Genomic DNA, 17,500 nt, shown 5'->3' with positions numbered 1-17,500 from the left:
GCATTCTATCAGACTGCTCAAGCGCATACACCGTTCTCGGGCGTCAACTTCGCAGTGATCCCCGATAAAGCGGAGATGCAAGTTTCACCGGCGGTCATGACGAAACGCCGTGCGGCCCGAGCGGCTCACGGTTTTGGAAAGACTGCGGCATGCGGCGGGACGTGCCTCATGGGTTTTGTAGTAAGCGAGACAGCGCCTCGCCGCATGCGATGGGGTTTCTGGCCGCCCGAACGTGGCCTCCATTGTCTCAGGAGACGAACGTCGCGCTGGCCCAGGGATCGCGCGACCGCATTCCCCTCCCACCAAACTCCCCACGGCCGTTCGTCGCGAACCCGCAGCCATTGTGGAGATATCGGGGGTGAGGATAGCGCTGGAATTGGTGGTGGGGAAAAGATGGGGAACGCCGATAAGTCAGATGGGCTTGTGATCATCCAGGCACTCCACCCCCACGGTTCTTCCCGCGGGCTTGACCCGCGGGGCGCTCTCCGCAAACACTGGCCATGGTGCGCGCTGATCGTGGCCCGCGGGTCAAGCCCGCGGGAAGGACAGTGGGTGGGGGCGGAACGTGCCGCAAGGGAGGGGACGGTGGCGCCGATGGATTGTGGCTAAACGACACCCCCACCCTAGCCCTCCCCCATCAAGGGGGAGGTGACCGCTCCACTCGCGGGGCGGGATGGAGTTCAATTCACGCTGTTGAACTCAATTCACCCTTACTCGTCGGCAGACTCCGGGGAGGTTGGGTGGGGGTTCGAGAGCAGCCTGCCGGCCTAGGCCCGCCTAGCCACTCACAATGCTGCGCAACACCTGCCCGCTACGCTCCAACGTCACCTGCCATGTGCGCACGCGCTGGGACGCGGTCTGCTCGAAGGTCTTGGCCGTATCCATCGCCGCATCGTTCAGCGTCATCAGGACATCGTCAACCTGCAGGCCCATCTGGTCCGCCGGCGACCCCTTCGCCACCACAGTCACGATCACGCCCTTGGCGTCGTAAGGCAGCCCCTTGGCCTCGGCGAGGTCCGGCGTGATCTGCCGCACTGTGGTGCCCGAAAACCGTGAATCGCCATTGATGGTCGCCAGCATATCCGGCGTCGGCACCGGCGCAGCCTCGACATTGAACGGCACGTCGTCAGTCTTGCTGCTGCGCAGCCGTTGCAATGTCGTGGCCTTGCCGATGGGCTTGGTGGCCAGCCGGAAGTTGAAGGCGCTGGGATCGTCGATCGCCACGCCATCGACCGACAGGATCACATCGCCCGAGGCAAACCCGGCCTTGGCCGCAGGCCCATCCGGCGCCACCTCGGTGATCAGCGCACCATGCGGCGCCACCATGCCCAGGCTGCTGGCGATATCGGAATTGACCGCCTGCATCTTGGCGCCGAACCACGGCCGCACGATCGCGCCGCCGCGGACCCCGGCATCAGCAACCAGCCGCGCCATATTGGCCGGGATGGCAAAGCCGATCCCCACCGAACCGCCGGTTTGCGAATAGATCGCCGTATTGATGCCCACCAGATGTCCGTCCAGATCGACCAGCGCTCCACCCGAATTGCCCGGATTGATCGCGGCGTCGGTCTGGATGAAGAACTCGTAGTCCGAGCTTTCCACTCCGGTGCGCGCCAGACCCGAGACTATGCCGCTGGTGACCGTCTGGCCCACCCCGAACGGATTGCCGATCGCCAGCACCAGGTCGCCGACCTGCAGCGCATCGGAATCGGCGAAAGTGATCGCCGGGAAAGTCGCGCCCTTGGGATCGCGGATCTTGAGCACAGCCAGGTCCGTCTGCGCATCCTCGACCGCCACGTCGACCGCGAACTCCCGGCCATCCGACAGCGCGATGCGCACATCGGTCGCCCCCTCGATCACGTGACGGTTGGTCAGGATCATGCCGGAGGCATCCACGATCACTCCGGAGCCCAGCGATTGGGACTCCCGCGGCCGCGACTGGAACTGGCCCTGCCCGCCGAAAAACCGCTGGAAGAACGGATCATTAGCAAAGGGCGAACTGGATTGCTGCTCGATCGTGGTCGCATAGACATTGACCACCGACGGCGCCACGGCCTTGACCACCGGCGCGAAGCTCAGTTTGACCTGCGTATCGCTGGACGGAACCGCCACGTCCGGTGCTATGGCTGCCGCCAGGGTCTCGTTGCGCGTGGTCAGCGGTACCAGCGCCAGCGTGCCACCAATAGCCAGAACTGCAAGAGCGCCAATTGCCAAAGCCAAACTGCGCGGTGTCATCGGACCAACCTCCGGATTGATACGTTCGGGGGCAACCGAACGCTAACATTTCCGCAGCAGAACGCCCCGATTCCGGCGCCATTAAGGTGTCATTCGAACCCTACAAAATCGTCATAAATAAACGTTTGCGTGAGGGGGCATGCGGCCCTATATGCAGCGCTCTTCTCACCGCTTTTTGCAGCCCCAGAAAGGCAAGATGTCCATGACAGACGAGCCGAACCACGTGTTCCCGAACACCTCCGCCCTGATCGCGGCGGAAGCCCCGGATTTCCCGGCCTTCCTGTTCTCCGAACGTGAGCTGCACAAGGCCACAAAGGTCTTCAAGAAGGGTTTTGACGGGCTGCTGACCTATGCCGTCAAATGCAATCCCTCGCCCCACATCATCGCCCAGCTGCACCGCGAAGGCCTCAAGGCCTTCGACGTCGCCTCCAATACCGAAATGGAACTGGTGCGCGACAACGCGCCCGGCGCCGTGATGCATTACAACAACCCGATCAAGAACAAGCGCGAGATCGCCCGCGCTTATGAAGAGTTCGGCGTCCGCTCCTTCACCATCGACCATCCCCAGCAGCTCGACCAGCTCGCCGCCGTGGTCTCGCCCTCGCGCGATGTCGAGGTCACCACCCGTTTCAAGGCCGGCAAGGCGCTGAAATCCTACGATTTCGGCATCAAGTTTGGCGTCATGGAACAGGGCGCGGCCGAAATCGCCACCATGGTCGACCAGATGGGCTACACGCCCAGCCTCTGCTTCCACGTCGGTAGCCAGTGCGAAGACGCCTATGCCTATGAGCGCCATATCGCCGCGGCCGCCCGCATCGTCGAGGAAGCCGGCATCGAGCTGAAGCGCCTCAATATCGGCGGCGGCTATCCGGCCCCCTACCCGACCAGCGAAGCCCCGCCGATGGACTATTACTTCGAAACCATCGCGACCGCCGTCAACGATCACTTCGGCGAAAAGCGCAAGCCCGAGCTGATCATCGAGCCCGGCCGTGCCCTCGTGACCTCGTCCACATCGCTGTTGCTGCGCGTAAAGCATCAGCGTGGCGGCCAGTCGGTCTATGTCAATGACGGGGCCTATGGCAGCTTGATGGAAGTCAAGTTCATGCACTTCACCCCGCCGGTCCGCGTCTGGCGCGGCGCCCGCGTGCATGACAATGACGCCGAATTCTCCGAATTCACTGTCTGGGGCCCCACCTGCGACAGCTATGACGTGCTGCCGCAGACCTTCACCTTGCCGTCCGATATCGATGAGGACGACTGGATCGAGTTCGGCCTGATGGGCGCCTACACCCAGGCCTCGCTGACCCCGTTCAACGGCTTCGACCGCCGCGACCAGTTCTGGGTCGACGAGGTCTATACCGGCAAGGACGTGCAGCCGGAGTAAGCTCGGCTTGCCAGCATAGCTGTTCGGGCCTATAGCGCCCGTCCCCAATCCGAATATGGGCTGCTCCTAAGGGAGCGGCCTTTTTCATTGGTGCCTCCGCCGACCATTATTCGCCTTTTCCACCCCGATCCCCTCAAACATATCGGAACTGAAAATGCTCACTGTCCCGCCTCTCGAAAGCTTCGGGCCGCGTATCTGCGTCTGCGGCCCATCCAATGCCGGCAAATCGACCCTGACTGCCGCCATCGCTGCCCATATCGGCGCCGAAGCAATCTTCCTCGATATCCTGCGCCACCAGCCGCACACCGACTGGGTCATGCGTCCGCAATCGGAATTCGAAGCCGCCCATGCCGAAGCGATAGAAACAGAGCGCTGGGTGATCGAGGGCAACTACATGAGCCTGCTGCAGCAGCGCGTGACCCGCGCCACCGGCATCATCCTGCTCGGCACCGATCGCTGGACGGCGTTCGGCCGCTATCTGCGTCGCACCCTGTTCGAGCAGGAACGCCACGGCATGCTAGCCGGCGCCCAGGACAGCCTCAAATGGGATATGATCAACTTCATTCTCATCGAGCAGCCGCGCAAGCGCCAACGCGACATCGCTCTGTTGCGCGCCACCGGTCTTCCCATGGTTCAGTTCGATTCAATGAAAGAACTCCAGGCCGCCTACACGGCTTGGGGCCTCAATCGTAAAGACCTCATGGCCGCTGGGCCACGAGGTCTTCCATTGAGGTCGTTTTAGAGAACACCGATCTGGCGCCCAGACGTCAGGCAATCGGTCGGGATCGTATCGTGAGCAGCGCCAGAATGGCGCCGACAAGCGCGATCCCGCCTGCGCCGAGGAAGGCGGTCGAGAACCCATTGGTGAGCGCGGCCGCATTTCCGAGTTGATCGGCACCGTAAGCGGCAGCAACCGCCGTCATCGCGGCCAGCCCCAAGGCGGAACCAACCTGATAGCTGGTGTTGACGATGCCGGCAGCCAACCCGCCCTCTTCCGGCCGTGCCGCCGAGATCGCGGTGCCGAGCGAAGGGATAAAGGCCAGCGACATACCGAGCGCTGCCAACAGGGAGGCCGGGAGAACATCGACCCAGTAGTTTCCATCTGGTTGAACCAGTGACAGCCAGCCCATGCCGAGTGCCAGCAGCAACAAGCCGACAACGATCGGCGTCTTGGTTCCAAAACGCGCTATCACCCATGGCGCTAGCACCACCATCGCGATCATGGTCAGGATCGTCATCGGCAACAGCGCCGCTCCGGACGGAAATGCCGTGTAGCCCAAGACCTGCTGAAGGTAGAGGTTGAGGAAAAACCACATCGGAATCCACGCGCCGGCGAGCAACATCTGTGCCAGGTTCGCCGCCCCAAGGTTCGGCGTGCCCAGGATCGACAGCCGCATCAGCGGCTCGCGCCGGACAGTCTGGGCGATCACGAACGCAATGAGCAAGACGGCAGCGATACCCAAGGCGATCCAGGTCTCGCCCGATCCCCAACCCACCTCTGGGGCCCGGACGACGCCATAGACAGCAGCGCCGAGACCAAGGGTCACCGTGAGCGCTCCGAAGATGTCGATCGACCCACGGCCGTTCCTCGTCCCCGCTGGCATCAGCACCCTTGCGCCAATGATGGCGATAACCGCGATCGGTATGTTGATGAAAAACACCCACGGCCACGAGATGTACTCGGTGATCACGCCGCCGAGAAACACGCCCGCAGTGCCGCCGGCCGGCGCCGCTGCGCCGTAGAGCGCAAGCGCCCTGGTCAATTCCTTGGGGTTGGCGCCAAACAGCATCATCAGCAAGGTAAGCGCTGATGGTGCGATCAAGGCAGCGCCGATACCCTGGACCGCACGGCCAGCGAGTTCGACCCCGACATTGCCGGCGAGACCCGCAACCAGCGAGCCTACGAGCAGGATGAACCAGCCGCCACCGAACATTTTCCGCGCACCGAACAGGTCGGACATGCGACCTCCAAGCAGAAGCAGGCCACCAAAAACGACCACGTAGGCGTTAAAGACCCAGGACAGGTTGTGCTGTGTGAAACCGAGATCAGCCTGCATCTGAGGCAGTGCGACGCCGATGATCGAGGTGTCCATGATAACCATGAACTGTGCAGTGGCGATGAGGCCAAGCGCCCACCATCGGGTTCTGCGGGCATAGGTCTTCGTTGCTGTAGACATGAAATGTTCCATTGAGGTTCGACGATTCCATGAGGGTGGGCGTTCCAATCATGGGAAGGTCAACCCCAATACATCGCCTCAAAAGCCTTCACTGGAAACCACGCCGAGCAACGTCTCAAACACGGAAACTTCAAGATTCAGGGATGCGGGACATGGCGCTTTGGCACATTCGCCGACGCCGCGCGGGACTGCGGGAACGCCGACTAACGCTGGCGTTTAGGCTTTAGCAGATTGAGCGCGATCAAACTTTCCGCGCTCGCCAGAATGGCCTCCTTGCCCGAAATGAAGGCCCGGCCGAGCAGCATCTCGCCCTTGCTGCGGTCAAAGTGCTTCTCGTTGCCGATGTCGTTGATGATCTGCCGGGTCGGCCCACCAAAGCAGGCGAGCAGCTTGATGATCCAGTCTGGCACGGACTTGGACGTGACCAACCGCTCTGGATACGCCGCGCGCAGGATATTGGCGACTTCGGGAAACGGGACATAATCCGAGGTGGCGAGGTAGCGCTGTCCCGCCGAATCCGGTCGCTCCAGCGCAGCCACATGCATTGCCGCCACGTCGCGCACATCGACGATGGGAATCCATTGCTGGGCATGGCCGGTGTCGTGCCTTCCAGCAGCCCCGAGACCATCCCCAGCGAGATGCTGGCGTCGTCATCAACTGCTGGTCCAAGAATGGCGCCGGGATGGATCGTGGTCAGCTCAAGGCCCTTTTCCTTGGCGAACGCCCAGGCCACCTGCTCGGCCCTGGTCTTGCCGATGCAATAGGCCCAGGTAAACTTCATGCCCTCAAGTTTGGTGAAATGCTCTTCGGTATAGATGCGCTTGCCGCTGGTGTGGCCCTGCCCGTAGCCGACCGTGGCGATCGACGAGGTCAGGATCACCCGCTTGATCCCGGCCTCGGCCGCGAAGCGCAGCACCCGGCGCGTGCCTCCGACCGCCGGCCCGATCACCACATTGGGATCCCTGGGCTCGATGGCGAGGATTTGCGCCGCCACATGCATTACCGCGTCGACGCCCACCATGGCATCGGCCCAGCCCGCATCGTCCATCAGATCACATGTGCAAAATTGTAGCCGATCGTCGCCGCCCAGCGCCCGGGCCGCCGCCCTGCGCACGGCCTCGGCCTTTGCGGCCGACCGAACAGTGCCGCGCACCGAATGGCCGGCGCGGAGAAGTTCGATCACGGTCCATTTGCCAACAAACCCGCTCGCGCCCGTGACCAGAACCAGTCCTTTGCCCGCCATCGCATCCCCCAAAGCAATGATGGCCAAGCACAACAAAAAGCGGCCGCGGATTATCCGTGGCCGCCCAAAATCATTCCGTCAAGTCGAAGCAGTCTTACGCTGCGACGGACTCGTCTTCGTCTTCGCGCGTGAACACTGGACCGCTATCGAGGCCCTTGGCATTGACGTCGCGATCGACGAACTCGATCACTGCCAGCGGCGCGTTGTCGCCGTAGCGGAAACCGGCCTTCAGGATACGGATATAGCCGCCCTGACGTTCCTGGTAGCGCGGCCCGAGGACTGCGAACAGCTTGGCCACCTGGCCCTCATCGCGCATCTGCGCGATGGCCTGGCGGCGAGCATGCAGGTCGCCGCGCTTGCCCAGCGTGATCAGCTTCTCGACGATCGGACGCAGTTCCTTGGCCTTGGGCAAGGTCGTGACGATCTGCTCGTGCTTGATCAGCGCGGCGGACATATTGGCGAACATTGCCTTGCGATGGCTGGCAGTCCGGTTAAGTTTGCGGCCTGAATTACCGTGGCGCATGGTTGTCTCCTAAAGTGCTTGGCAGCGCGGGATCAATAATGATCTTCGTAGCGCTTGGCGAGGTCATCGATATTCTCGGGTGGCCAATTGGCAACGTCCATTCCGAGATGAAGGCCCATCTGCGCGAGCACTTCTTTGATTTCGTTGAGCGACTTGCGGCCGAAATTCGGGGTCCGCAGCATCTCGGCTTCCGTCTTCTGGATCAGGTCGCCGATATAGACGATGTTGTCGTTCTTGAGGCAATTGGCCGAACGCACCGAAAGCTCGAGCTCGTCGACCTTCTTGAGCAGTGCCGGGTTGAACGCCAGTTCCGGAACGGAATCCTGCGTCTTTTCCTTGCTGGGCTCTTCGAAGTTCACGAACACCGACAGCTGGTCCTGCAGGATACGCGCAGCATAAGCCACGGCGTCATCCGGCGAGATTGCGCCATTGGTTTCGACCTGCAGGGTCAGCTTGTCCTTGTCCAGGCTCTCACCCGCACGGGTCGCATCGACCTTGTAGGAAACGCGGCGAACCGGCGAGAACAACGCATCGACCGGGATATAGCCGATCGGAGCGTCTTCCGGACGGTTCTTGTCGGCCGGGACGTAGCCCTTGCCGGTGTCGACCGTAAACTCGATATTGATCTCGGCGCCGTCATCAAGATGACAGATGACGAGCTCAGGGTTCAGCACTTCGATGTCGCCGGTGACCTTGATGTCGCCGGCAGTCACGGCCGCGGGGCCGGATTTGGAGAGCTGCAGGCGCTTGGGGCCTTCGCCGCCCATCTTCAACGCGATTTCTTTCACGTTGAGCACGAGATCGGTCATGTCTTCACGCACGCCCGGAAGCGACGAGAATTCATGCAAGATGCCGTCAATCTGGATTGCAGTCACTGCGGCGCCCTGAAGCGACGACAGCAGCACGCGACGAAGAGCGTTACCCAGGGTAAGCCCGTAACCGCGCTCAAGCGGCTCGGCAACAACCGAGGCCACGCGCGCGTTATCGCTGCCCGAAACAATCTCCAGCTTGGTCGGCTTAATCAGTTCTTGCCAGTTCCTCTGGATCGTCACAGGTTGTGTCCTTTCAAAATCGCGGCCTCGCCCAGGCCGCTCCGCCGCAAACGCAATAAGACTCCCGGCCGCGCGGCCGGGAGCTTCTAAACCGTCTAGATTAGACGCGGCGCCGCTTGCGCGGACGGCAGCCATTGTGCGGGATCGAGGTCACGTCGCGGATCGAGGTGACGTTGAACCCAGCCGCCTGCAACGCCCGGAGTGCCGATTCGCGGCCCGAACCAGGACCGCGTACTTCGACCTCAAGGGTCTTCATGCCATGTTCCTGGGCCTTCTTGGCGGCGTCTTCAGCAGCAACCTGAGCGGCATAAGGGGTCGACTTACGCGAACCCTTGAACCCCATCACGCCCGACGAGGACCACGAAATCGTGTTGCCCTGCATGTCGGCGATGGTGATCATCGTGTTGTTGAAAGAGGCGTTCACGTGGGCAACACCCGACGTGATATTCTTACGTTCCTTGCGCTTAACGCGAGTCGTTTCAGTCTTAGCCATGTAATTCCTCTATTCGATATCGGCGCTGCCGTTAGCCATCCAGCCCCAGCAGCTACATCGAAGAACCCGAAGCGGGTTCTTACTTCTTCTTGCCAGCGATCGCCTTCGCCGGGCCCTTGCGGGTACGAGCATTGGTGTGGGTACGCTGACCACGAACCGGCAGGCCACGACGGTGGCGAAGGCCACGGTAGTTGCCCAGATCCATCAGCCGCTTGATATTCATCGCCACATTGCGGCGAAGGTCACCTTCCACGACGTAGTCGCGGTCGATGGCTTCACGGATCTGGATCACTTCCGCGTCGGTCAACTCGTTGACACGACGATCGGCCGGAATGCCAACCTTGGTGCAGATATCCTCGGCGAACTTGTCGCCGATCCCGTGGATATACTGCAGCGCGATGACAACGCGCTTATTCGTCGGGATATTGACGCCAGCAATACGGGCCACGTCTGCTCTCCTTCATTCAACACCTGCCATCACGGCGGTGTCCTTAAACAACAAGGGACCGGATTTCGACCCCCAACCTGCGTGAGGAACCGAATCCAGCCCAATAATCCATGAGACTGGTGCGGTTCATAAGGATAAGACAGGGCAGTGTCAACTGCCCCGGCCAATCCAAAGCTTTCAGTTTTCGATGGCTGCCTTGATCGCAGCAGTTACCTGCTCGACCGGTGCCATGCCGTCTACCGTTTTGACCAGCCCATGCTGGCGGTAGTAGTCCACCAGCGGCGCCGTATCGCGATTGTACACTTCGAGCCGCTTGCGAATGACGTCCGGATGATCGTCCGGGCGGTTGCTTTCCTTGGCCCGGTTGATCACGCGTTCGACCAGGACCTCGGCATTCGCCGTCATCTCGATCACAGCGTTGAGCTGCATGCCCTTTTGCTCGAGCATTTCGTCGAGCGCCTCGGCCTGGGCAATCGTGCGCGGAAAGCCGTCAAGGATAAACCCGTTATGGCAATCAGCGGCATCGAGACGTTCCGAGACGATACCGTTGACGATATCGTTGGAGACCAGGTCACCACGGTCCATGACGGCCTTGGCCGCCAGGCCCATCTCCGTCTTCGCCTCGATGGCCGACCGCAAGATGTCGCCAGTCGACAGTTGGGGAATACCGTAAGCTTCGACCAGAATCTTGGCCTGCGTACCCTTCCCCGCTCCCGGCGGTCCCAGCAGGATCAACCTCATCGACGCTTACCTCCCCCACCAAGACGGGACTTCTTAACGAGCCCCTCATACTGCTGCGCGATCAGATGGCTCTGGATCTGGCTCACTGTATCGAGCGTCACCGTCACCATGATCAGCAGCGAGGTGCCACCGATGAACTGGCTGACCGCCAGCTGGTTGTGGATGATCTCGGGTATCAAGGCCACGACCGTCAGGTAGAGCGCGCCGACAACCGTGATGCGCGTCAGCACATAGTCGATATGCGCCGCCGTGCGTTCGCCCGGACGCACGCCCGGAATGAAGCCGCCGGAGCGCTTCAGGTTATCCGCGGTCTCCTGCGGATTGAACACGATGGCCGTATAGAAGAACGAGAAGAAGATGATGAACACGGCGAACAGCGTCAGATAGAGCGGCTGGCCACGGCCGAGCATGGCCGTCACCGTCTGCAACCACACCGGCGCATTGCCCTGCGCAGCGAACGACGCGATGGTCGCCGGCAGCAGCAGCAAGGACGAGCCGAAAATCACCGGGATAACACCCGAGGTATTCAGCTTGAGCGGCAGGTGCGAGGTATCGCCCTGGAACATCTTGTTGCCAACCTGGCGCTTCGGATACTGGATCAGCAACCGGCGCTGAGCGCGTTCGAAGAACACGATACCGGCGATCACGACGATAGCCAGCACAAGAATGAAAATGCCAGCAGCAGCCGGCAAGGCACCTGTACGGCTGAGTTCCATCGTCTGCACCAGCGTTGTGGGCAGATTGGCGACGATACCGGCGAAAATGATAAGCGAAATACCGTTGCCGACGCCGCGCGAAGTGATCTGTTCACCCAGCCACATCAGGAACATGGTGCCGCCGACCAGGGTAATGACCGTGGTGAAACGGAACATCCAGCCCGGATGCAGCACGACGCCCTGGCTGGCTTCCAGCCCGATGGCAATGCCATAGGCCTGCACGGCACAGAACACGACCGCCAGATAGCGGGTATACTGGTTCATCTTGCGACGGCCAGCTTCGCCCTCTTTCTTCATCGCTTCGAGACGCGGCGACGCCGTGGCGATCACCTGCACCACGATCGACGCGGTAATGTAGGGAATGAGGTTCAGTGCAAAGATCGCCATGCGCTGCACGGCACCGCCGGAGAACATGTTGAACATGCCGATGATGCCCTGCTGGCTCTGCTCGAAAGTGGCCTGGAAAGCATCCGGGTCTATACCCGGAACCGGAATGAAAGTACCCAGACGATAGACGAGCAGCGCGCCTAGTGTGAACCAGATGCGCTGCTGCAGGGCTTTCGCCTTGGAGAATGTCGAAAAATTCAGATTACGAGCTAGTTGCTCGGCTGCGGACGCCATGTATCGCTCCCTATGGCTTCAAGGCCAGGTGCGCTCGGAGCGCTTCAGGATGCAGATGCATCTGTATCCCCAACGCAACAAACCAGAAGAGCACACCCAACCAATGGCCGGATGTGCCCGTGCCGATAATTAACCAGCGTATGGAGTCTTCTTCCACGTCGCCTTGGTCGGGATGATATCGAGCTTGCCGCCGGCAGATTCAATAGCTGCAGTCGCGCCGGCCGTCGCATAGTCGACCTTGAAGGTCACATTCTTAGCCGTGAAGCCAGCCGAGCCGATCAGGCGCACGCCGTCCTTGGGACGACGGATGACGCGCGCAGCGATCAAGGCAGCGGCGTCAACCACGCCCTTGATGTCCAGCTTGCCGCTGTCGATATAGGCCTGGATACGGTCGATGCGAACCTCGTTCCAATCCCCTGGGTTCAGGGCATTGAAGCCGCGCTTTGGCATACGCATGTGAAGGGGCATCTGGCCGCCTTCGAAGCCGTTGATGGCAACGCCGGAGCGTGCCGTCTGGCCCTTGCCGCCACGGCCGCCGGTCTTGCCCTTGCCCGAGCCGATGCCACGGCCGATCCGCATGCGGATCTTGTTGGCGCCTGGATTGTCGCGAAGTTCGTTCAAACGGGTCATTACGAAGCTACCTTCTTACTCGCCGATAACACGGACGAGATGCGGGAGCTTACGGATCATGCCACGCACTTCGGGCGTATCGATCAGCTCGCGCTCTTTGTTCATCTTGTTGAGCCCGAGACCGATCAGGGTCGCGCGCTGCACTTTGTCGCGGCGGATCGGCGAGCCGATCTGCTTCACGACGAGGGTCTTTTGTTCAGCCATGATATCTCTCCGTCCGGGTTACCGGATCAAGCCTCGACTGTTTCGCCACGACGGGCTTGCAGTTCCGAAACCTTCAAGCCACGACGCGATGCAACCGAGCGAGGGCTATCGACGCGCTTGAGCGCATCGAAGGTGGCCCGCACCATGTTGTAGGGGTTAGCAGTCCCCTGCGACTTGGCAACGATGTCGTTGATGCCCAGCGTCTCGAACACGGCGCGCATCGGACCACCGGCGATGATGCCGGTACCCGGAACGGCGGCACGCAGGATGACCTTGCCAGCGCCGTGACGTCCGGTGACGTCGTGGTGCAGGGTACGGGCGTCGCGCAGCGGCACCCGGATCATCTGGCGCTTGGCCTGTTCGGTTGCCTTGCGGATTGCCTCTGGAACTTCACGGGCCTTACCGTGACCAAAGCCAACGCGGCCCTTCTGGTCACCGACCACGACAAGCGCAGCGAAACCAAAACGACGGCCACCCTTGACCACCTTGGCCACACGATTGATGTGGACCAGGCGATCGACAAATTCGCTATCGCGTTCTTGAACGTCTCTGCTCATAGTATCTTCTTTCTCGCGCCGTGGATCAGAACTGCAGGCCGCCCTCGCGGGCAGCGTCTGCTAGGGCCTTGACCCGGCCATGATAGATGTAGGCGCCGCGATCGAAGATCACTTCGGCAACGCCGGCCTTGGAGCCGCGCTCGGCAATCAACTTGCCAATCGCTGCAGCAGCCTCGGCGGTAGCACCGTTGCCAACCGACGCCTTGACGTCCTTGTCCAGCGTCGATGCGGCGGCCAGCGTACGGCCTGTCGTATCGTCGATGATCTGGGCGTAGATATTCTTGTCCGAACGGAAAACCGACAGACGCGGACGACCGAAGGCACGAGCCTTGAGCGCCTTGCGGACACGGGCCTTGCGGCGATCCGCTCCCTTTGCACTGATAGCCATTGCAGGCGCTCCTTACTTCTTCTTGCCTTCTTTGCGGAAGACGAACTCGCCAGCATAGCGAACGCCCTTGCCCTTGTAGGGCTCTGGCTTGCGCCATGCACGAATGTTCGCCGCAACCTGGCCGACGGCCTGCTTGTCGATGCCGGTGATGACGATTTCCGTCGGCACTGGCACGGCAAGGGTGATTCCCTGAGGGGCTTCATAGATCACTTCGTGGCTGAACCCAAGCGACAGCTTGATGTCCTTGCCCTGAAGGGCAGCGCGATAACCAACGCCCTGGATGTTCAGGCGGCGTTCGAACCCGGCGCTGACGCCCGTCACCATGTTCTGGATCAGAGCGCGCGTGGTGCCCCAGGCTGCCTTGGCAAACCGGGTGTCGTTCGCAGGCGACACAACCAGACCAGCTTCGGTCTGCTCGACATTGATGGCGTCCATGAGCGCGATGCTCAGTTCACCCTTGGGGCCCTTGGCGGAAACGGTGCGACCATTAATGGTCACCGTAACGCCGCTAACCGGGGCTACCGGCTGTTTGCCTGTACGTGACATTCGTAGTTATCCTTGAGTAATCGTCTTACCATGCCTTCATTAGAAGACGCGGCAGAGTACCTCGCCACCAACGTTGGCAGCCTTGGCTTCGTGGTCGGCCATCACACCCTTGGGGGTGGAGAGGATCGAGACACCCAGGCCATTGGCAACCTGCGGAATATTCTTCACCGAAGCGTAAACGCGACGGCCGGGACGCGAAACGCGCTCGATCGTGCGGATAACCGCTTCATTATCCGAGTACTTGAGTTCAATCTCGTACTCGGCAGCGCCGTTCTCGAACTTGGTCTCCGAGTAGCCGCGGATAAAACCCTCGGACTGGAGAACGTCCAGCACCCGACCGCGAAGGGTCGAAGCCGGCGTCGAAACGGAATTCTTACGGCGCATCTGCGCATTACGGATGCGGGTCAGCATATCGCCGATGGGATCTGAAAAGCTCATCTGTCTTTTTCCTTACCAGCTCGACTTAACCAGGCCTGGGATCTCGCCCATATTGCCCAGCTGGCGCAGCGCGATGCGGCTCAGTTTCAGCTTGCGGTAGAAGCCGCGCGGGCGACCGGACACTTCGCAACGATTGCGAACGCGGACCTTGGCGGAGTTGCGCGGCAGTTCCGCCAGCTTGAGCTGGGCGGCGAAGCGCTGGTCTGCCGGGATCGACTGATCCTTGGTCAGAGCCTTCAAAGCAGCGCGCTTGGGCGCATACTGCTTGGCAAGTGCCTTGCGCTTGTTGTTCTTTTCGATGGAGCTGGTCTTGGCCATGTCCTGATCCTTATGCCTTCCCCTGCCCGCTTACGTGCGGAAAGGGAAGTTGAAAGCCTTGAGAAGCGCACGCGCTTCGTCATCACTCTTGGCCGTCGTCGCTATGACGATGTCCATGCCCCAGACCTGGTCAACCTGGTCGTAGTTGATTTCCGGGAAAATGATGTGTTCCTTGATGCCCATAGCATAGTTGCCACGGCCATCGAACGAATTCGGGTTCAAACCGCGGAAATCGCGAACACGCGGCAGTGCGATGTTCACCAAACGGTCGAGGAATTCATACATGCGCTGCTTGCGCAGGGTCACCTTGACGCCCAGCGGCATGTCTTCACGCACCTTGAAGCCGGCGATCGACTTGCGGGCATGAGTGATGACAGGCTTCTGGCCGGCGATCTTTTCGAGATCGGCCGCAGCGGTCTTGACCTTCTTGGTGTCGTTGACGGCTTCGCCAACGCCCATGTTCAGCACAATCTTGTCGAGCTTGGGCAGCTCCATGACATTCTTGTAGCCGAACTGCTCGGTCAGAGCCTTGCGGATATTTTCTTCATACTCGACCCGAAGGCGAGGCATATAAACTGTATCAGCCATCGATCACGTCTCCGGTCGACTTGGCGACGCGCGATTTGACGCCGTCCTTGATCTGGAAACCGACGCGAGTGGCCTTGCCATCCTTATCGGCGAGCGCGATGTTGGACAGATGGATCGGCGCTTCTTTGGTGAAGATGCCGGCATCGGTCGACGCGGTCTGCTTGGTGTGGCGCTTGACAAGGTTGATACCCTGCACGAGCGCCTTGGTTTCGGTCGGAATGACGGAAAGAACCTGGCCAGTCTTGCCTTTGTCCTTGCCTGTCAGGACGACGACCTTATCGCCCTTCTTAATTTTGGCAGCCATTACAGCACCTCTGGTGCGAGCGAGATGATCTTCATGTGGTTCTTGGCGCGAAGCTCGCGTGGAACTGGTCCGAAGATACGGGTGCCGATCGGCTCTTTCTGATTGTTAATCAGAACCGCGGCGTTCTTGTCGAAACGGATCACCGTGCCATCGGGGCGACGGATATCGAAGGAGGTGCGTACGACGACCGCCTTCATAACCTGACCCTTTTTAACGCGGCCGCGCGGAATAGCATCCTTGACCGACACAACGATAATGTCGCCAACCGACGCGTACTTGCGATGCGAACCGCCCAGCACCTTGATGCACATGACACGACGCGCGCCGGAATTATCCGCGACGTCGAGATTTGATTGCATCTGAATCATGACTGGATGCCTTCTTGTTAAACCGACCTACCGTCCCCGGAACTGCCGATCTTGACCTATATCTTACGCCGACGGCGCTGCTGCTGCAGTCGGAACAAGCGTCCAGCGCTTGTTCTTCGAAATTGGCGCGCACTCTTCGATCCACACGATATCGCCGATCTTCGCCACATTAGCTTCATCGTGCGCATGGTACTTCTTGGACCGGCGCACAACCTTCTTCATGACGGGATGCGTAAAGCGGCGCTCGACGCGCACCACAACCGTCTTCTCATTGGTGTCGGAGACAACAGTCCCCTGTAGAACGCGTTTTGGCATGGTCGCCGCTCCTTACTTCGCTGCGTTCTTCTCGGCCAGGATCGTCTTGATCCGCGCGATATCGCGGCGGACCTTCTTGACCTGGGCCGGGGCTTCGAGCTGCTGGGTAGCACGCTGGAAACGCAGGTTGAACTGTTCTTTCTTCAGGCTAACGAGCTGATCCTTCAGCTCATCCGGGGTTTTGGCCCGCACATCTTTGGCAGTGGTCATAACCGCGCCCCTCAGTCTGCAATGCGGGTAACAACCCGCGTCATGATCGGAAGCTTCATCGCGCCGAGGCGAAGGGCTTCCTTGGCAACGTCCTCAGGGACGCCGTCGATCTCGAATACGATACGGCCCGGCTTGACGCGAGCGGCCCAGAGTTCAACCGAACCCTTGCCCTTACCCATACGTACTTCGGTCGGCTTCTTGGAAACCGGTACGTCTGGGAAAATGCGGATCCAGACACGACCCTGGCGCTTCATTTCGCGGGTGATCGCGCGGCGAGCCGCTTCGATCTGGCGAGCAGTCACGCGCTCTGGCTCAGTTGCCTTGAGGGCATACTGGCCGAAAGCCAGGTCAGTGCCACCCTTGGCAACGCCATGGATACGGCCCTTGTGGGCCTTGCGGAACTTGGTCTTCTTAGGTTGCAGCATAATGAACTAACCTTCTTATGCGCGTTCGCGGTCGCGATCGGGCCGCGGAGCACGCTGCTGACCTTCGCCGCCGCCGCTATTGCCACCTTCGGTAGCACGGCGTTCGTGGGCCATCGGATCGTGCTCGAGCACTTCGCCTTTGAAAATCCAGACCTTGATACCGATGATGCCGTAGGTGGTCGCGGCTTCGGCAGTACCATAGTCGATGTCGGCACGCAGCGTGTGCAGCGGAACGCGACCTTCGCGGTACCATTCGGTACGAGCGATGTCGGCGCCACCGAGACGGCCACCAACGTTCACGCGGATGCCGCCTGCGCCCATGCGCATTGCGGTCTGCACCGAACGCTTCATGGCGCGACGGAAAGCCACGCGGCGTTCCAGCTGCTGGGCAATGCCCTGGGCAACCAGCGTCGCATCGGTTTCCGGCTTGCGCACTTCAACGATGTTGATGTGCACTTCGCTGTCGGTGAACTTCTTCACCTTGGCGCGGATCTTGTCGATGTCAGCGCCCTTCTTGCCGATCACGATGCCCGGACGGGCAGTGTGGATCGACACGCGGCACTTGCGGTGCGGGCG

The 17,500-nt window shown here is 60.8% G+C and carries 25 protein-coding genes; 2 read left to right on the top strand and 23 right to left on the bottom strand.

What is annotated here, in order from left to right:
• Positions 1-777: 777 nt before the first annotated feature.
• On the bottom strand, positions 778-2,235 hold the full coding sequence (locus JWP26_RS04070) for a Do family serine endopeptidase (protein ID WP_299723856.1): 1,458 nt from the start codon (positions 2,233-2,235) through the stop codon (positions 778-780).
• A gap of 202 nt (positions 2,236-2,437) precedes the next feature.
• On the opposite strand from JWP26_RS04070, the gene JWP26_RS04065 reads away from it, so the two are divergent.
• Positions 2,438-3,619: a hypothetical protein gene (locus JWP26_RS04065; RefSeq protein ID WP_299723854.1), complete on the top strand. Its 1,182-nt coding sequence runs from the start codon at positions 2,438-2,440 to the stop codon at positions 3,617-3,619.
• 154 nt (positions 3,620-3,773) lie between these two features.
• Positions 3,774-4,361: an AAA family ATPase gene (locus JWP26_RS04060; protein WP_299723851.1), complete on the top strand. Its 588-nt coding sequence runs from the start codon at positions 3,774-3,776 to the stop codon at positions 4,359-4,361.
• A gap of 25 nt (positions 4,362-4,386) precedes the next feature.
• On the opposite strand, the gene JWP26_RS04055 is transcribed toward JWP26_RS04060, so the two are convergent.
• From JWP26_RS04055 to rpsC, 22 genes are all read right to left on the bottom strand, one after another.
• Positions 4,387-5,796, bottom strand: a complete 1,410-nt coding sequence (locus JWP26_RS04055) for an MFS transporter (RefSeq protein WP_299723848.1) — start codon at positions 5,794-5,796, stop codon at positions 4,387-4,389.
• A gap of 241 nt (positions 5,797-6,037) precedes the next feature.
• Positions 6,038-7,066 carry an NAD-dependent epimerase/dehydratase family protein gene (locus JWP26_RS04050; RefSeq protein ID WP_299723845.1) on the bottom strand — a complete coding sequence of 343 codons (1,029 nt, stop codon included), beginning with the start codon at positions 7,064-7,066 and terminating at the stop codon, positions 6,038-6,040.
• Between the two features lie 67 nt (positions 7,067-7,133).
• Positions 7,134-7,562: a 50S ribosomal protein L17 gene (gene rplQ, locus JWP26_RS04045; RefSeq protein ID WP_299723842.1), complete on the bottom strand. Its 429-nt coding sequence runs from the start codon at positions 7,560-7,562 to the stop codon at positions 7,134-7,136.
• A 32-nt stretch (positions 7,563-7,594) separates the two neighbouring features.
• Positions 7,595-8,614, bottom strand: coding sequence for a DNA-directed RNA polymerase subunit alpha (locus tag JWP26_RS04040; RefSeq protein WP_299724239.1), 1,020 nt, complete (start codon positions 8,612-8,614; stop codon positions 7,595-7,597).
• Positions 8,615-8,714: 100 nt separating this feature from the next.
• Positions 8,715-9,107 carry a 30S ribosomal protein S11 gene (gene rpsK, locus JWP26_RS04035; protein ID WP_035102656.1) on the bottom strand — a complete coding sequence of 131 codons (393 nt, stop codon included), beginning with the start codon at positions 9,105-9,107 and terminating at the stop codon, positions 8,715-8,717.
• A gap of 79 nt (positions 9,108-9,186) precedes the next feature.
• Complete coding sequence (gene rpsM, locus JWP26_RS04030; protein ID WP_299723831.1) at positions 9,187-9,555, bottom strand: 30S ribosomal protein S13; 369 nt, start codon at positions 9,553-9,555, stop codon at positions 9,187-9,189.
• A 177-nt stretch (positions 9,556-9,732) separates the two neighbouring features.
• Positions 9,733-10,296: an adenylate kinase gene (locus tag JWP26_RS04025; RefSeq protein ID WP_299723828.1), complete on the bottom strand. Its 564-nt coding sequence runs from the start codon at positions 10,294-10,296 to the stop codon at positions 9,733-9,735.
• A complete protein-coding gene (gene secY, locus JWP26_RS04020) occupies positions 10,293-11,633 on the bottom strand; it encodes a preprotein translocase subunit SecY (protein WP_299723825.1) in 1,341 nt (446 codons plus the stop codon). Before secY ends, JWP26_RS04025 begins: the two co-directional genes overlap by 4 nt.
• 129 nt (positions 11,634-11,762) lie before the next feature.
• Positions 11,763-12,263, bottom strand: a complete 501-nt coding sequence (gene rplO / locus JWP26_RS04015) for a 50S ribosomal protein L15 (protein ID WP_299723822.1) — start codon at positions 12,261-12,263, stop codon at positions 11,763-11,765.
• Between the two features lie 15 nt (positions 12,264-12,278).
• Positions 12,279-12,467 carry a 50S ribosomal protein L30 gene (gene rpmD, locus JWP26_RS04010; RefSeq protein ID WP_299723819.1) on the bottom strand — a complete coding sequence of 63 codons (189 nt, stop codon included), beginning with the start codon at positions 12,465-12,467 and terminating at the stop codon, positions 12,279-12,281.
• Between the two features lie 26 nt (positions 12,468-12,493).
• Positions 12,494-13,024 carry a 30S ribosomal protein S5 gene (gene rpsE / locus JWP26_RS04005; RefSeq protein WP_299723816.1) on the bottom strand — a complete coding sequence of 177 codons (531 nt, stop codon included), beginning with the start codon at positions 13,022-13,024 and terminating at the stop codon, positions 12,494-12,496.
• Positions 13,025-13,049: 25 nt separating this feature from the next.
• Positions 13,050-13,412, bottom strand: a complete 363-nt coding sequence (gene rplR / locus JWP26_RS04000; protein ID WP_299723813.1) for a 50S ribosomal protein L18 — start codon at positions 13,410-13,412, stop codon at positions 13,050-13,052.
• Positions 13,413-13,424: 12 nt separating this feature from the next.
• Positions 13,425-13,958: a 50S ribosomal protein L6 gene (gene rplF / locus JWP26_RS03995; protein WP_299723810.1), complete on the bottom strand. Its 534-nt coding sequence runs from the start codon at positions 13,956-13,958 to the stop codon at positions 13,425-13,427.
• A 39-nt stretch (positions 13,959-13,997) separates the two neighbouring features.
• On the bottom strand, positions 13,998-14,396 hold the full coding sequence (gene rpsH, locus JWP26_RS03990) for a 30S ribosomal protein S8 (RefSeq protein WP_299723807.1): 399 nt from the start codon (positions 14,394-14,396) through the stop codon (positions 13,998-14,000).
• 12 nt (positions 14,397-14,408) lie between these two features.
• The gene (gene rpsN, locus JWP26_RS03985) at positions 14,409-14,714 is read right to left on the bottom strand and encodes a 30S ribosomal protein S14 (RefSeq protein ID WP_299723804.1); all 306 of its coding nucleotides are present in this window, start codon (positions 14,712-14,714) and stop codon (positions 14,409-14,411) included.
• Positions 14,715-14,744: 30 nt separating this feature from the next.
• Positions 14,745-15,302, bottom strand: coding sequence for a 50S ribosomal protein L5 (gene rplE, locus JWP26_RS03980; protein ID WP_299723801.1), 558 nt, complete (start codon positions 15,300-15,302; stop codon positions 14,745-14,747).
• Positions 15,295-15,606, bottom strand: a complete 312-nt coding sequence (gene rplX / locus JWP26_RS03975) for a 50S ribosomal protein L24 (RefSeq protein WP_299723798.1) — start codon at positions 15,604-15,606, stop codon at positions 15,295-15,297. Before rplX ends, rplE begins: the two co-directional genes overlap by 8 nt.
• Positions 15,606-15,974 (bottom strand): 50S ribosomal protein L14, encoded by a 369-nt coding sequence (gene rplN / locus JWP26_RS03970; protein ID WP_299723795.1) that lies wholly within the window; start codon positions 15,972-15,974, stop codon positions 15,606-15,608. The genes rplX and rplN overlap by 1 nt, the downstream gene beginning before the upstream one ends.
• Positions 15,975-16,037: 63 nt before the next feature.
• The gene (gene rpsQ, locus JWP26_RS03965; RefSeq protein ID WP_299723793.1) at positions 16,038-16,289 is read right to left on the bottom strand and encodes a 30S ribosomal protein S17; all 252 of its coding nucleotides are present in this window, start codon (positions 16,287-16,289) and stop codon (positions 16,038-16,040) included.
• Positions 16,290-16,301: 12 nt separating this feature from the next.
• Entirely contained in the window at positions 16,302-16,499 is a 198-nt protein-coding gene (gene rpmC, locus JWP26_RS03960; protein ID WP_299723790.1) for a 50S ribosomal protein L29, read from the bottom strand.
• An 11-nt stretch (positions 16,500-16,510) separates the two neighbouring features.
• On the bottom strand, positions 16,511-16,924 hold the full coding sequence (rplP, locus tag JWP26_RS03955; RefSeq protein ID WP_299723788.1) for a 50S ribosomal protein L16: 414 nt from the start codon (positions 16,922-16,924) through the stop codon (positions 16,511-16,513).
• Positions 16,925-16,939: 15 nt separating this feature from the next.
• The coding region (gene rpsC / locus JWP26_RS03950; protein WP_299723785.1) for a 30S ribosomal protein S3 at positions 16,940-17,500 on the bottom strand (561 nt) is incomplete at its 5' end.

Origin of the sequence: Devosia sp. (genome assembly GCF_028290435.1) — a bacterium.
Lineage (GTDB): Bacteria > Pseudomonadota > Alphaproteobacteria > Rhizobiales > Devosiaceae > Devosia.
This window is presented reverse-complemented; position numbering and strand designations above follow the sequence as displayed.